Source organism: Streptomyces sp. HSW2009 (assembly GCF_040240285.1).
Classification (GTDB): domain Bacteria; phylum Actinomycetota; class Actinomycetes; order Streptomycetales; family Streptomycetaceae; genus Streptomyces.
In genome coordinates this window covers 1-14694 of sequence record NZ_JBEHZD010000026.1, presented here as the reverse complement: position 1 = coordinate 14694, position 14694 = coordinate 1, and the positions used below count along the sequence as shown (strand labels likewise).

Genomic DNA, 14694 nt, shown 5'->3' with positions numbered 1-14694 from the left:
GTGAAGGGGCGCTGCGCCACGCCCCGGTTCCGTACGAACTGCCGGACAGCCAGGTCGTACGGGCAGCAGTCATGCGGACAGGTGGCGCGGCGAGGGGCGCCGACGAGCCGGCAGGCCGACGAGTCCTGCCGCACTCGCGGCGTCGTACGGGCGAACCAGGGGCGATCTTCGCGGATCAGCCCTGGTCAGCAGCGGTCTGGCCGTGCCAGCCGGCCGGGTCGAGGGTGCCCGGCACCACTCCTGACGGCTCGTACGGCTCCCGCGTGAAGACGAAGGTGCCGACATCGAGGTGGGTGGTGGGGCCGGTGGTCTGGACGCCGTCAGCCGTACGCGCCGCCGGCTCCGTGCGCACCACCCGCAGCGTCTCACCCGCGTGGTAACCGTCGAGACCCGTCCACGTCCCATCGGGCTCGGGGCGGAAGCGCGAACCACGGCCCGAGCCACGCAACGGGCCTAGTTCAAGCCAGCGTTCGGCATTCAATCGGAGGACGTAGGCATGGGTCCCCCAGTACCAGTCACCGGTGAGGGCGAGCAGTTCCGGGTCCACGTCCGTCAGCGGACTCCATGGCTCCGGCACCGGCGGCTCGTGCTCGGCAACGATGCGTACCAGGTCAGCAGCGATGGTGGAGGCGAAGAGCCCGGAGGTGACATTGGCCAGCGTGATCCCGGCCAGCCCCTCGTCCTGGCTCACCCACAGCGTGGCCAGGAAGCCCGGCATGGAACCGGTGTGGCCGAAAAGAAGCCGCCCGTTCCTGCGCGCCATCTGCAACCCGAGCCCGTAGGAGCCATCCCATGCGGAGCCCTCCGGCGGCGTGGCGGGCCGGCGCATCTCGGCCAGCGTCGCCGCGCTCAGCACCCGGTCGTCGCCCCGCGCGAGGAACGCCGCGAATCGGGCCAAGTCCGCTGCCGTCGACCAGAGTTGGCCCGCCGGCCCCATCCGCCCCATTTCCTCCACGGCCTCCCGCTGCACCACGTCCGCCCAGGGGTGCACGGCCCAGCCTTGGGCGTACGGCTGCTGTGGGGTGACGGACGTACGCGTCATGCCCAGGGGCGCGAGTACCTCGCGGTGCAACACCTCGCCCCACGGGGCGCCCCTCAACTGCTCAACCAGCGCCCCGAGCAGTGCATACCCGGGGTTGGAGTAATGGAAGGTGCGACCCGCCGGATGCCGCTGGGGACGCTCGCCGAACACATCGCTCAACTCAGGGCGGAGGTCGCCCGGCGTGCGCTCCCACCACGGACCGCGCGCCTCGGCGGCGATCCCACTCAGGTGAGCCAGCAACTGAGCGACGGTCGCGTCCCCGATGACGGGATCCACGTCCGCGGTCGCCAACGGGTCGGCCAGGTGCTTGCGCACCGGATCGGCCAGATCGAGCAGCCCCTCGTCGCGCAGCCGCAACACCAGTACCGCCACGAACGTCTTGGTGAGGGAGCCGATGCGGTACTGCGTATCGGCGTCGGGCGCGGGGCCGCCCGGGGCACTCCGCGCACCGGACCACACCAACTGCCCGTCCCGCACCACTGCTCCCACCAGTGACGGGGCGCGGCCCTCGGCCTGCCCGACGGCGATCCGGTGGAACAGGGCGCGACGGGTCGCGGGAAGCAGTTCAGCGGGTGGGGCGGTGTCGGTCATGGTGCTCCTCATCAGCGGCGCGACAACGGTCCTCGCCACCGGACCCTAACGACCGCAGCACGGGCCCGGACAGCGAAATACCTGGCGGGGCGGGAGCCCTCAGGAGTGGGAGCCCCCAGGGGTGGGGCGGAAGTGTCGGGCGATGGGCATGACACGTCCGATTCGTTCAAGACGACGGGCACCGCGGCTGCCTAGCGTGGCCGTATGACACCTCGCTTCGATCTCATCGGCCTGGTCGTGGACGACATGGCCGCCACGCTCGCGTTCTACCGCCGCCTCGGCCTCGACATTCCGGCCACCGCCGACAGCGAGCCGCACGTGGAGGCGGAGTTGCCCGGTGGGCTGCGCATCGCCTGGGACTCCGTCGCCACGGTCCGGTCCTTCGACCCGGACTGGGCCCCGCCGTCCGGCGGCGACCACCGCGTCGGCCTGGCCTTCCGCTGCGCGGACCCGGCGGAGGTCGATGCGGTGTACGCGGAGCTCACCCGGGACGGCTACGTGGGGCACAAGGCGCCGTGGAATGCGTTTTGGGGCCAGCGGTACGCGGTGTTGCACGATCCTGACGGCAATGCGGTCGACCTCTTCGCGACGCTGGCGGCGTCGGACTCCTGACGTTTTCGCGGCGCTGATGGCATCGGGCTCCTGACGTTTTCGTAGCGCTGGCGGCGTCGGGCTCCTGACGCTGCTGCCCGTGCCCACCAGTGGTGATCCGCCGCCGGGGGAGGGGAGGAGGCGGCCGGCCAGCGCCCGCCCCGCCCGCGCAAACTGCCCGCGGGAACCACCTCGGGGACCAACTGCGGGGACCGGCAGCGGAGATTGGCTGCTCGGACTTGCCGGCGTTTCGCGGTCACCCGGTATGTCTGTCGTGAGGCAGTACGTCCTCGGCAAGGTGGCCGTACGCCGCTGGGCCAGCTCGTCGGGCGCGCGGCGGTCGAGTGCTGAGCGTGCGCCGGACGCGCGCGGGGTCGTCGCCGGCGCGCACCGCCGACGCAGTGGCGCATGACGTACGTGGCTCACGTTACGTACGTAGCGCTTGGCCCGATAAGTCCGCCCTATGCCGCGGGCTTCCGCAGCAGTTCCACCAGGCTGGAGAAGCTGTCCGCGGCATGGCCTGCGTTGACGCCGCGGCGGAAGAGGTCGACGACTGCGGCCGGCAGCGCGGTGTCGACGCCCGCGTCGGCGTGTGTGTGCAGGACGTGTTCGACGCTGGCCAGCCCCATGGCCAGCCGATCCACGTCACCACCGTGCTGACCAGCATCGATGCGGTCGGCGTAGAAGGCGAAGAACGACGGTAGTGAATTGGCGGTTTCGGTGGCGTGCGGCAAGACGTCGGCGGCGGTCAACCCGTTGGCCTGGGCGAGGGCGACCGCCTGCCAGTGGCCGAGCATCGAGGTCCAGAACATGACCATGCCGAGTTGGTAGAAGAGCGCGGCGAGCCCCGGGTCGTCGCCCCGGTAGTCGACCCGGCCGGTCACCACCTCCAACACATGCCGGTGTCGATCAAACGCCTCACGCGGGCCGCTGTAGAAGGTGGCTGAATCCGGCTGCCCAATTCCGGAGGGCGGAACGGTGACTCCGCCCGTGAGGTGCTCGGCGCCGTGCGCTGCTGCCCAACGTGCGGCGGCCCGAGCACGTTCCGGCGTATCGGAACTCAGGTTGACCAGTACGCGGCCGACCAGCGCCGAACTCGCCGGGGCCAACACGTCGTACATCGCCGCGTAATCCGTGAGGCTGATGATCACCACCTCGCTGGCGGCCAGTGCATCGGACGCGCTCGACGCGAGGACGGCGCCGCGGGCCACGAGCGACTCAGCCCGCGCTGCGGTGCGGTTCCACACGGTGACGGCGTACCCGCGATCGAGAAAGCTCTCGGCCATGGCCTGCCCCATCGGGCCGAGTCCAACGATCGTGACCTGCGGTTTGGTGCTGTTGGCCATGACGATTCCCCTTGTGTGACGGTCTGCGGTGGGTGCTGGGCGGGGGTGCGGCGCGCGTGGTTTCAGGGCGGGCGGGTTTGCGGCATCGCCGACCCAGAGCCCTAAAACGAACGTTCTACTTAGCGCGTGGCGAAAACGTACCACGGCCTAGAATGAACGCTCTAATTAGATAGGGACCGGCGGCACGACTGCCGACGTCGACATCAACGCCCGACAGGACACCGGGACACAAGAACGCCGCGGCACCCGCCCCGCAGGACGCAAGTTCAGGCAGCGACCACTGGCCGGTTCCGCTACGGCTCACACCCATCGCGACTCTGGGCAGGGGGCGGCAGGAGTTCCGTCAGGGGCACACCGGCCAAGGCCCGCACCTCCCGCGAGAAATGGGCTTGATCGGCGTACCCGGCCCGGGCGGCGACCTCGGCCCACGCCACACCCGCACGCGCCAGGTCGAGCGCGCGCCCCAGACGCAACACGCGCGCCAGCGTCTTCGGCCCGTACCCGAACGCCGTCAGACACCGTCGGTGCAACTGCCGCTCGCTGAGCCCGACCTCCCGCGCCAGCGCCGCGACCGTCCCGCCGGCGCGCAGCCCCGCGACCACTCGCGCGTACGGCGGAACCGGCTCGTACGCATCGCCGCACGCCGGTCGCTCTTCGGCCACTCGGAGCCGCGCGGCGACGGCCGCCTCCAGTACGCGGGCGCGTCCTGCCTCTTCCGCGTTCGCGAGGAGCTCGGCCAGGCGGGCGGCTTCGGGCCGGGGCCAGATCTCGTCCACCGGTACGCGCTGATCCCGTAACTCCGACGCCGGCAGGCCAAACACGCCGGGCCCCACTCCCGGGGCGAACCGCAGTCCGACGTGGACCGCGCCCGGCCGATCCCGAACGAGGTGCGCCCGGGTGTCGGGCCCAGCGATCACGAGCTGCCCGTCGTGCCACAGCAGGTCCATGCACCCATCAGGCAACACCCGCACGAGACCCGTGCCCACTACGGCCCGACGCTCCCACACCACTGCGCCGGCGAGGTTTGAGCGCCGCTCTCGATACATACGACCAGGATGCCTGGGGGTGGGGGAGGGGAGGGGGTGGGCCGTGGGGCGACAGTGGGCTGGGGGGCGTGGGCTCGTGGTGTGGGAGTGAGGGTGAGGGTGGGTTGCGGCTGCGGCTGCGGCTGCGGAGAAGGGGATGGGGCCGTGAGTGCGGTGGATGTGAGGGTATGGAGCGCGGGGACTCGGAGCGTGGGGTACGGAGCGCGGGTTGGCGGGGGGACGGAGAGGGGAGGGCGAGATGCCGGTTGGCTACCCCCTGAGGGCCCCTCCCCCCCCTCCCCCTCGCCCACCCTCCCCCCACCCGCCAAACATTTCGTTCACAACAAGCAGTTGACAGTCGCCACGTACTAGCCGAGCCTGGACGCATGTCAGCGTCAGCGTCTAGCGACTCGCCCGTCGCTCCCTTCACGCCCACGTCCCCCGAGCAGGCGCGAGCGGAGCGCGTCTATGCCTCCCTCTTCCGCATTGCCGAGCGCCACGCCGCCAGCAATGAGCAGCGCCAGCGGCAGGCCCATCCGTCGATCATCGGCGCGCACGAGGCGATCCGGCTGGTCTCCTTCCTGCTCAGTGGGGCCGCGCTCCCCACCGACGGCGAACCGGCAGTGGACCAGACCGACATCACGGCCGCTCTCACCCTCATGCCACTGGCCCGCGGCGAGATGGACGAACTCGAAGTCGGTCTCCTCCAGATGGCGCGGGGGCGCGGCATGACCTGGCCCGAGATCGCCTTCGGCCTCGGACTCGGCACCCCCCAAGCCGCCCGGCAGCGCTACGAACGCCTCCTCTCGCGCACCGACACCGACATGGCACCGGCCCCCTCGCCCGCGGAACCCACCCCCGCCCCCGGTACGGGCCCCGGCCCCGAGTCAGAAGAGGCCGCCTCACCCAACAAGACGGCCCCGGCAGTCAACGCGGCCGAACGATAAACAGCGCCAGCACCGCACCCAGCCCCCCAACCCGAGACCGAACAAACCGCAGCAACCACAGAACCGGACACCAGGCCAGACCCCGCATAACGACAACCCGCGCGACCACCGGCTCACGCCCCACAGCCACAGCCACAGCCACAGCCACAGCCACAGCGCTAACGACCAGCCACCCCCTCGTCACTCACCCAACGGCTCAGCCCTTCCCCCTCCACCACCACCCACCACCCCCATTCCTCAGCCCAGCTCCTTCGCTCCGTAACGGGCCGCTGGCGCTCCCGTGGCGAGGGCCCAGTAGCGGTCTCCGTACGACCAGTGCCACCACTCCGTCGGGTAGTTGACCAGGCCCGCGGTGGTGAGTGCGGTGCTCAGGATGTCGCGGTGGGCGCGGGCCTCTGGGGTGATGTTGTCGGCCTGGGTGTAGCAGGCGCCCGCGCTCTCCTCTGGTGACGCGTTCATCCGGGTGCCCAGGTCGAGCTCGCGTCCGGAGTCGTCGGCGAGGGTCAGGTCAACGGCGGCGCCGGCGCTGTGCGGGGCTATCTCGGGTGGTGAGACATAGCGGCTGGCCGCCGAGTGGAGTTGGGCGGCGGTCCAGTCGGGGTGCTCGGCGCGGAGCTCGTCGGAGTACTCGTCGAAGTACTGGCGCTGGAGGGCTGGCGGGCGGTACCCCTCGACGAACAGCAGTCGCAGTCTCGGCGGAAGTGCCTGCTGGGCGGTGCAGAGCCGGTCCAGCACTCCCGACCTCAAGTGAGCGAAGGCGCCGGCGGCGTCCTGCCGTTGGCGCTCGTCAATGAGGAGGGGCGTACCGCGCCGTACGTCCACCAACGGTTCGCCGCACTCCTCAATCGGCACGGCGGCCACCTGCGGATCGGACATCAAGACGATCTCGTTCATGGTGCGATCATCCCCCGCATCGGGATGGTCCGTTTGGGCCTGTGGATAACTCTGGGTGAGTTTTCGAGAAGGACGTACCCGCCGCTCCTCCTCGCCCACGCCGGCCCCGCCCCACGCGAACCACTCAGGCAGAAAGACTCAGGTCAACCCCCGTGCAGCAGCTCCCCACCGGCCACCATGACCACCCCACCATCCCGTCCACAGTCAACCCCCACACGCACCACCCACACCCGCCCCGTACCACCAGCCCTCACCCACCACACCACGCACCCCACCCCTGCCAAGCACCCACCACTCCCCCAACTCCCCAACCACCCACACCTCACCACCGGTCCTGCCCCTGACCCTGCCCCTGCCCCACGCACACCCCACCCCCAACCCCGCCCCACACAGCCCACCCCAGCCACGGCCCAACCCCTCAACCCTCAACCCTCAACCCATCCCCAACCTCCCCCTCACCCGACCTCCACCAAAATCCGCGGCGCCAAGGCCCGAAGGAAGTCAGCAGCATCGAAGAGCGCGCCGGCCGAGGCGACGCCCAGCGCCTTCGACCTGCCGGTGAGGAGGCGGTCGACCGCCTCCACGACCAACGGAGCGGTGACGGCGTAGATGTCCTGCCCCTGGGCCACGGCGCGCCGTTCGACGCCGCCGGCGCGTACCCGTACGTCGACCAGGAAGGTCTGCGCGGACCTGCCCTGTTCGTCGACGGCAGCCGGAGTGGGCGTGTCGGGGCCCACGACGTCCCGTGCGGCCTCGGTCGTCATATAGGTGCACACCTCGGGGATGGCCAGATGGCTCGGCACGGTGATGACGTCGGCCATGGTGAACTCGCCGATCACGTCCCGGGTCCCGAGCGGAGCGGGGAAGCTCCACTCCAGGGTGGGCAGTTCACCCCGAACGTACTCCAACTTCCCCTTTGCGTACCTGACGCGTTGCCCGTTGCGCCGGTCCCTGGAGACCCGGCCGGCCGCCCGCGTCCCCTCCGTCGGGTGCCAACTGCTCAGCCCGTACGCGATGTGCGCTTCGTCCGCCCCGGTCCAGTCGCCCATCGCCGCAGTGGCGAGCAGGTCGCCGAGGCCACCATAGAAGGCCATCGCGGGGACGACCGCCACCCCGGCGGCGCGAGCGGGCTCGTCGAAGTGCGCGAACGTGTCGGCATTGGCCTCCACTTCGGCCGCCACGTCCAGGTACGGAATGCCGGCACGCAGCGCCGCCTCGATCACGGGCGCCGCCGTGCTGGCGAACGGGCCCGCGCAGTTGATCACGGCGGCCACACCCGTCAGCGCCCGGTCGAGCGCCGTCGGATCGTCGGCCGTCGCCGGACGGACGTCCAGCCCGACGGCCCCGCCCCCCACCGACTCACCCAAGCCACCCGCACCATCCACCCCGTCCCTACTACTAAAACCATCTACACCACCCGCCCTACTCAGCTCACTCGACTCACCCAAGCCACTCAAGCCACCTGGTCCACCCACCCCGTCCCACGCCCGCCCCAACGCCCCCGCCAGCGCCCCCAACTTCTCCGCGTCCCGGCCGACCAACACCGGTCGGAAGCCACGTTCGAGCAGTTCGGCCACCACGAATCGCCCGGTGTGTCCGTACGCCCCGACCACCGCGACCGCTTGCCCCGACCCCATGACTGCCTCCCGTACTCGATTCATCGTTCAACGTCATCCTGGCCAGTGCCGGCCCACCGGCGTGAGTGTCTGGAACGACCCGCCCCATACAATTTCGGACATGAGCACTGTCGCGCTGGCCGTTACCGACGGGATGCTGCACCTCGAACTCGCGATGGCGTACGAGCTCTTCGGGGCGGCTCCGCCGCAGGTGGCGGACGATTGGTACGAGGTCGCACTGTGCGGGCCGGCGACCGTACGCGTCGGTCGGTTCCAGCTTGAACCCGACTGCGGGCTGGACCGGTTGCCGTTCGCCGACACCGTGATCGTTCCTGCCTGGGCGGACGTGGCCGTGCCGCCGCCGGATGAGCTGGTCGCGGCCGTGCGCGCGGCGCACGCGGCCGGCGCGCGGGTGGCTTCGCTGTGCACCGGCGCGTTCGTCCTGGCCGCGGCCGGCCTGTTGGACGGCCGACGGGCCACCACGCACTGGGCGCACACCGCGGAGCTGGCCGCCCGCTACCCGCGCGTCGAGGTCGACGCCGATGTGCTGTACGTGGACAACGGCAGCGTCCTCACCTCCGCGGGGAAGGCCGCCGCCCTGGACCTGTGCCTCCATCTGGTGCGGCTGGACCGCGGTTCGGCGGTCGCCAACATCGCGGCCCGGCGGCTGGTCGTACCGCCGCTCCGGGCCGGCGGCCAGGCCCAGTTCGTCACGGCCCCGGTGCCCGAGCAGGGCGATCATCCGCTCGGGGCGCTGCTTCCGTGGGTGCTCGAACGGCTCGATGAGCCGCTGACCGTGGAAGACCTGGCCCGTCGGGCGGGGTTGAGCGCGCGCCACCTCGGCCGCCAGTTCCGTGCGGCGACCGGCACCACACCGTTGCAGTGGCTGCACACCCAGCGCATCCGGCGGGCCCAGGAGCTGCTGGAGAGGACCGACGACAGCATCGATGCCATCGCCGCAGCCACCGGCATGGGCACCGCGACCACCCTGCGCCGCCACTTCAACCGCGCGCTCGGCGTCCCCCCGCACGCCTACCGCCGCACCTTCCGGCACGGCCAGAACGCCGGCTGACACGGGGCCCGTTGTCCGATCCGTACCAGTGTGCTGTCCGCACCCGCGCCTCCGGTCTGCCCTGCGCACCCCCGGTGACCTGCGGCGAAACCGTGAGTCGTACCGCACAGCCCAGATCATTCCCGCCCCAAGGGGTGGTCTTTCCGCAGCACAGACGAAAGACTCCGAAGGTGACTTCGAACTCTCCGCGCCCCGCCAACCCCGCAGATCCCGATCTGTATCCGGACCTCGCGGCTGCGGGCAGCCTCGCCGAAGCCCTGGAGTCGGCGGCTGCCGAGCAGGGCCTCGACCTGGGCGCGATCCAGCGCAACGACTCCGAACCCCTGCGCTCCGCCGGGATCATCAGCAGCGACGCCGGCCGGGCCCCCTGCTGGGTCTTCGTCGGCGTGAAGAGTCGCTGGTTCAGCATCAACGGCTGGTCGCAGGGCATCGAACTGCTCACCGGTACGACGTCCGAGCTGGCCGAAGTGGCCCGGGCGGCGGCGGGTTGGCGCAGCGGCGCCGGGCTGGGCGAGATCCAGCGGGTCGCGCCGTTCATCAAGGTGAGCGAGTTGGTCGCGGCCCATGAGGTGGGTCCGGCCGAGGCGGTGTCTGTGCAGTGGGGGCTGCTGTGCGACGACCTTCGCCGGCAGGCGGGCCGCCTGGAACCCGCGCGGCAGACGCTCGCGCTCGCCGAGGTGGCGGCTGAGGAGCCGAAGTTGCGGCAGTTGTACCCGTTCACCAGCCACTGGTCGCTGCACTTCAGCACCTGCACCGGTTTTCCGTACGCGTGGGACGTGCCGTTCGTCGACCTGCTGAAGGACGGCCGCTACCGGGTCTGCGGCCCCGCGCGCGGCACGGTGGTCGGTGAGGCGGACACGGCCGAGCAGGCGATAGCCCTGGTGCTCGCCGGCCTACCGGCCGACTGCGGCCCCGCCGTCGCAGGCACCGCGGGCGACGTGGCCCAGCCCGATCCCAACTGACCAAAACCCTCTCCGGAAGCGACCGTTCCGCCGCCATACCCCGGCCGGTCGTACCGAGTCCCGCGTGGCTCCGTACGGTCGTAGCCGGTCACACCCGACTCCGTACGATCACGGCCGGTCGCACGTGGGCCGGTACGGCCTGCACGGTCCCATCTGATCACGTCTCGCCCCGTACGATCACGGCCGGTCGTGCCTGACCCCGTACGATCGCGCCTGATCGCACCTCGCTCCGTACGGTCGCACTCGGTCACACCTGGCCTCTTCCGGCCTGCCCGGCTGCCCCGCTCACGCGGCGTTTTCGGCTACCCGGCGGCGCCGGCGCCGGCTGGCCTCCCCTCCAGGCTGCCGACAGCGACGAGAGCGTCGACCAGTCGCTCCAGCGGGCCACGGACATCCTCGCCCTCGTACGAAAGGGCTGAACGACGGGCAAGACGTCCCACCGCGGCGCCCCCGGGCGGCGTCCAGCGCGCCCCGGCCCGGGGGTCTCGCCAGGCCAGCCCCGGCCACGTCCTTGAGGCAGCCGCCCCGACTACGTCTGCGCCATGTCCACGAAACGCGAGTAATGCCCCTGAAAGGCCACCGTGATCGTGGCCGTCGGGCCGTTTCGGTGCTTGGCGACGATCAGGTCCGCTTCGCCGGCTCTCGGCGACTCCTTCTCGTACGCGTCTTCACGGTGCAGCAGGATGACCATGTCGGCATCCTGTTCGATCGATCCCGACTCTCGAAGGTCGGAGACCATCGGCTTCTTGTCCGTACGTTGCTCGGGACCACGGTTGAGCTGGGAGAGGGCGATCACCGGGACCTCCAGCTCCTTGGCCAGCAGCTTGAGGTTACGGGACATGTCCGAGACCTCCTGCTGACGGCTCTCGGGGCGGCGGGCGCCGCCGGACTGCATCAGTTGGAGGTAGTCGATGACCACGAGCTGGAGGTCGTTGCGCTGCTTGAGGCGGCGGCACTTGGCGCGGATCTCCATCATCGACAGGTTCGGGGAGTCGTCGATGTACAGCGGCGCGGCGGTCACCTCGGGCATCCGGCGCGCGAGTCGCGTCCAGTCGTCGTCCGTCATGCTGCCCGACCGCATGTGGTGCAGCGCCACCCGCGCCTCGGCCGACAACAGACGCATGGCGATCTCGTTGCGACCCATTTCCAGCGAGAAGATGACACTGGGCAGATTGCCCTTGATCGAACATGCCCGGGCGAAGTCCAGGGCCAGGGTGCTCTTACCCATCGCGGGACGCGCCGCGATGACGATCATCTGCCCCGGGTGCAGACCGTTGGTGAGCGAGTCCAGGTCCGTGAACCCGGTCGGCACGCCCGACATCTGGCCGCTGCGCGAGCCGATGGCCTCGATCTCGTCGAGCGCGCCCTCCATGATGTCGCCGAGCGGCAGATAGTCCTCGCTGGTGCGCTGCTCGGTGACGGCGTAGATCTCGGCCTGGGCGCTGTTGACGATCTCGTCGACGTCGCCGTCGGCCGCGTATCCCATCTGGGTGATGCGGGTGCCGGCCTCCACGAGGCGACGCAGCACGGCCCGCTCGTGGACGATCTCCGCGTAGTACTCCGCGTTGGCGGCGGTCGGGACCGACTGGACGAGGGTGTGCAGATACGAGGCGCCGCCGACCTTGGTGATCTCGCCGCGCTTGGTGAGCTCGGCGCCGACCGTGATCGGGTCGGCCGGCTCGCCCTTGGCGTACAGGTCGAGGATGGCCTGGTAGATGGTCTCGTGCGCGGGCCGGTAGAAGTCGTGGCCCTTGAGGACCTCCACCACGTCGGCGATGGCGTCCTTGGAGAGCAGCATGCCGCCGAGCACGGACTGTTCGGCGTCGAGGTCCTGCGGGGGGACGCGCTCGAAGCCCGAGCCCTCCCAGCCGCCGCCGTCGCGCTCCCGGTCGTGCTGGTCCTCGCGACGGCCTTCGCCCCGACCGCCGCGGCCCTCGCCCCGGCGGGGGCGTGGTGCCGTGGGCAGCCGGTCACTGGGGCCAGGGTCGGGCCAGGGGTCGTCCATGGGCTCGGGCATGCTCACCCCGCCACCTCCTCCCGTCCGCGACGCGGACCCTCGCCGATGCCCTTCCTTCTTACGGCACGGCTCTGACAAAAGGACGCCCGACTCCGCTGACGGCGCGTCGAGTTCGAGGTTCGTCAGGCCAAAAAAGGCGGCGGGCGCCGGACCACGGTAGGCCCGCGAAAGCCGTCCGCCAATCTGGTTATCCACAGGCCATGTGGATGACGGGGGCCATCCTGTGGAGAACTCCCGAAAAGCTGTGCATGGCGCGGGGGACAGCGCTGTGGACAAGCTCTCATGTTCCGCGCTTCCACCTCACTGACCTGCGCTTTCCTCATTCCGGGGCTGTGCAGAAGAAAAACTTCCCCAGTCAGCCGAAGATCGCGACAAACGGCGCAGAGGACACCACGCAGAGCGACCTCAAGTAAGGACTGCGACTGCATTGCATCTCTTACCTGTGGACGATTAGATTGGGACACATGATCCAGGCCACCGCGAAGGACCGGCGCACGCGCAGCCGGCACGACCGAGAGATCATCGCGCTCGCCGTTCCGGCCTTCGGCGCCCTCATCGCCGAGCCCCTCTTCGTGATGGTGGACAGTGCCATTGTCGGTCACCTCGGCACCCCCCAGCTCGCCGGACTCGGCGTCGCCGCCGCCCTCCTGCTCACCGGCGTCAACGTCTTCGTCTTCCTCGCCTACGCCACCACGGCGGCCGTCGCCCGCCGAGTGGGCGCCGGCGATCTGCCCGGCGCCATCAGGCAGGGCATGGACGGCATCTGGCTCGCCCTCCTCATCGGCCTCACCGTGATCGCCGTGGTCCTCCCCACGGCACCCGCCCTCGTCGACCTCTTCGGCGCCTCCAGCACCGCCGCCCCGCACGCCCTCACCTATCTGCGGATCAGCGCCCTCGGCATCCCCGCCATGCTCATCGTGCTCGCCGCCACCGGCGTGCTCCGCGGCCTCCAGGCCACCCGTACCCCGCTCTACGTCGCCATCGGCGGCTTCACCGCCAATGCGGGCCTCAACGTCGCGCTGGTCTACGGCGCCGACCTCGGCATCGCCGGCTCCGCCTGGGGCACCGTCATCGCCCAGTGGGGCATGGCCGGCGCCTACCTCGTCGTGGTGGTCCGCGGCGCCAGGCGCCTCGGCGCATCGCTTCGCCCCGACGCGGCCGGCATACGCGCCTGCGCCCAGGCCGGAGTGCCCCTCCTGATCCGTACGCTCTCGCTGCGTACGGTCACCCTCATCGCCACCGGCGTCGCGGCCAACCTCGGTGACGCCGACGTCGCCGCCCACCAGATCATCCTCACCCTGTGGAGCCTGCTCGCCTTCGCGCTGGACGCCATCGCCATCGCCGGGCAGGCCATCATCGGTCGCTATCTGGGCGCCGGCGACAAGGAAGGAGCGCGGGCCGCCTGTCGGCGCATGGTCGAGTGGGGGATAGCCTCCGGCATCGTGCTCGGCGTGCTGGTCATCCTGGCCCGCCCGCTGTTCATCCCACTCTTCACCACGGACCAGTCCGTACGCGACACGCTCCTCCCCGCCCTGCTGGTGGTCGCCGTCACCCAGCCCATCTCCGGGGTGGTGTACGTCCTGGACGGCGTGCTGATGGGGGCGGGCGACGGCCCGTACCTCGCCCTAGCGATGATCATCACCCTGGCGGTGTTCGCCCCCGTCGCCCTGCTCGTCCCGACGCTGGGCGGTGGCCTCACCGCGCTGTGGTGGGCCATGGGGCTGATGATGACCATGCGCATGGTGACCCTCTGGGTACGCACCCGGTCGGGCCGCTGGCTGGTCACCGGAGCCACGCGCTGACGCGCCGAGCCAGCCTGGCCACCGCCCCGACGCCTCTCCCGCCGCACCGCGCCCCTCGTCCGCCACCGGCCTCGGCCCGACCCCGCGGCACTGTTTCACGTGAAACGGCGCCCTCGCCCGTACGGCCATCGCCGCCACGTACCGCCGCTACTTGCCGGTGCCGCGTGCCGGTGCTGCCCGCCATACCGCCAGAGCCGCCGCATGCCGGTGCCGTTCCACGTACGGCGGGTGTTCCACGTACAGCGGGTGCTTCACGTACAGCGGGTGCTTCACGTACAGCGGGCGGGTGTTTCACGTGAAACGAGGGCGAGCGGCCCGTGAAACGAGTGCGGTCCCCCGTGTCCACCACGCGCCCTCGCCCGCACCGGCGTATCGCCCCCGGCTCCGCCCCCAGCCCCGCCCACGCTCACCGCTCACCAACGCTCACCGCTCACCAGGCATCACCACTCGCCGCTCACGGCGCGACGCCCTCGCATCCCTCAGCCCCCTGGCACCCCCAGGCGCCAGGCAGCAGGCAGCAGGCAGCAGGCAGCAGGCAGCAGGCCAGCCTCGCACCCGTAGCCGCACCTGTAGCCGGAGCCGGAGCTGGAGCCGTACTCGCGCCCACCCCCGTACGGCGGGCGCACCGTTTCACGTGAAACAGCACGTCGCGATCGATGCCTCTCGCTCGCGCCGGGCCCCGGCACGCAGAAAGGGGGGCCCCCCCCCCCCCGGGGGCCCGCCCCCCCCCCCCCCCGCAGGCCCCCGCCCGGCGGGGCGCCGGCGGGGGCGGGGGCCCGCCCGCCCCCC

Annotated in this window: 10 protein-coding genes and 1 pseudogene; 5 read left to right on the top strand and 6 right to left on the bottom strand. The window is 70.9% G+C overall.

What is annotated here, in order from left to right; genetic code table 11:
- Positions 1–175: 175 nt before the first annotated feature.
- Entirely contained in the window at positions 176–1633 is a 1458-nt protein-coding gene (locus tag AAHZ94_RS03725) for a serine hydrolase domain-containing protein (RefSeq protein WP_349990476.1), read from the bottom strand.
- 204 nt (positions 1634–1837) lie between these two features.
- Here AAHZ94_RS03725 and AAHZ94_RS03720 point away from each other — a divergent pair, with 204 nt between their 5' ends.
- Entirely contained in the window at positions 1838–2245 is a 408-nt protein-coding gene (locus AAHZ94_RS03720; protein WP_349990475.1) for a VOC family protein, read from the top strand.
- 440 nt (positions 2246–2685) lie between these two features.
- Here the strand turns inward: AAHZ94_RS03720 and AAHZ94_RS03715 are convergent, their stop codons facing one another.
- Together AAHZ94_RS03715 and AAHZ94_RS03710 are read right to left on the bottom strand one after the other, a co-directional pair.
- Positions 2686–3570 carry an NAD(P)-dependent oxidoreductase gene (locus tag AAHZ94_RS03715; protein WP_349990474.1) on the bottom strand — a complete coding sequence of 295 codons (885 nt, stop codon included), beginning with the start codon at positions 3568–3570 and terminating at the stop codon, positions 2686–2688.
- Between the two features lie 293 nt (positions 3571–3863).
- A complete protein-coding gene (locus AAHZ94_RS03710; protein ID WP_349990473.1) occupies positions 3864–4616 on the bottom strand; it encodes a helix-turn-helix transcriptional regulator in 753 nt (250 codons plus the stop codon).
- A 365-nt stretch (positions 4617–4981) separates the two neighbouring features.
- Between AAHZ94_RS03710 and AAHZ94_RS03705 the strand changes: the two are divergent.
- A pseudogene (locus AAHZ94_RS03705) lies at positions 4982–5416 on the top strand (DNA-binding protein); the annotation flags it as partial.
- A gap of 363 nt (positions 5417–5779) precedes the next feature.
- Here the strand turns inward: AAHZ94_RS03705 and AAHZ94_RS03700 are convergent.
- Entirely contained in the window at positions 5780–6436 is a 657-nt protein-coding gene (locus tag AAHZ94_RS03700; protein ID WP_349990471.1) for a M15 family metallopeptidase, read from the bottom strand.
- Positions 6437–6891: 455 nt separating this feature from the next.
- Entirely contained in the window at positions 6892–8073 is a 1182-nt protein-coding gene (locus tag AAHZ94_RS03695) for a saccharopine dehydrogenase family protein (RefSeq protein WP_349990470.1), read from the bottom strand.
- 100 nt (positions 8074–8173) lie between these two features.
- Here AAHZ94_RS03695 and AAHZ94_RS03690 point away from each other — a divergent pair, with 100 nt between their 5' ends.
- Both AAHZ94_RS03690 and AAHZ94_RS03685 read left to right on the top strand, forming a co-directional pair.
- Positions 8174–9124 carry a helix-turn-helix domain-containing protein gene (locus AAHZ94_RS03690; RefSeq protein WP_349990468.1) on the top strand — a complete coding sequence of 317 codons (951 nt, stop codon included), beginning with the start codon at positions 8174–8176 and terminating at the stop codon, positions 9122–9124.
- Between the two features lie 170 nt (positions 9125–9294).
- Positions 9295–10086 carry a DUF6193 family natural product biosynthesis protein gene (locus AAHZ94_RS03685; protein ID WP_349990466.1) on the top strand — a complete coding sequence of 264 codons (792 nt, stop codon included), beginning with the start codon at positions 9295–9297 and terminating at the stop codon, positions 10084–10086.
- Positions 10087–10615: 529 nt separating this feature from the next.
- On the opposite strand, the gene dnaB is transcribed toward AAHZ94_RS03685, so the two are convergent.
- Positions 10616–12109 carry a replicative DNA helicase gene (gene dnaB, locus AAHZ94_RS03680; RefSeq protein WP_349990465.1) on the bottom strand — a complete coding sequence of 498 codons (1494 nt, stop codon included), beginning with the start codon at positions 12107–12109 and terminating at the stop codon, positions 10616–10618.
- Positions 12110–12567: 458 nt separating this feature from the next.
- On the opposite strand from dnaB, the gene AAHZ94_RS03675 reads away from it, so the two are divergent.
- Positions 12568–13905, top strand: coding sequence for an MATE family efflux transporter (locus tag AAHZ94_RS03675; protein ID WP_349990463.1), 1338 nt, complete (start codon positions 12568–12570; stop codon positions 13903–13905).
- Positions 13906–14694 lie beyond the last annotated feature (789 nt).

Bases quoted from the DNA above. Each gene is read 5' to 3' on its own strand.
- AAHZ94_RS03700 (WP_349990471.1), bottom strand. From the start codon at position 6,436: ATGAACGAGATCGTCTTGATGTCCGATCCGCAGGTGGCCGCCGTGCCG.
- AAHZ94_RS03720 (WP_349990475.1), top strand. From the start codon at position 1,838: ATGACACCTCGCTTCGATCTCATCGGCCTGGTCGTGGACGACATGGCC.
- AAHZ94_RS03675 (WP_349990463.1), top strand. From the start codon at position 12,568: ATGATCCAGGCCACCGCGAAGGACCGGCGCACGCGCAGCCGGCACGAC.
- AAHZ94_RS03710 (WP_349990473.1), bottom strand. From the start codon at position 4,616: ATGTATCGAGAGCGGCGCTCAAACCTCGCCGGCGCAGTGGTGTGGGAG.
- AAHZ94_RS03690 (WP_349990468.1), top strand. From the start codon at position 8,174: ATGAGCACTGTCGCGCTGGCCGTTACCGACGGGATGCTGCACCTCGAA.
- AAHZ94_RS03725 (WP_349990476.1), bottom strand. From the start codon at position 1,633: ATGACCGACACCGCCCCACCCGCTGAACTGCTTCCCGCGACCCGTCGC.
- AAHZ94_RS03695 (WP_349990470.1), bottom strand. From the start codon at position 8,073: ATGGGGTCGGGGCAAGCGGTCGCGGTGGTCGGGGCGTACGGACACACC.
- AAHZ94_RS03715 (WP_349990474.1), bottom strand. From the start codon at position 3,570: ATGGCCAACAGCACCAAACCGCAGGTCACGATCGTTGGACTCGGCCCG.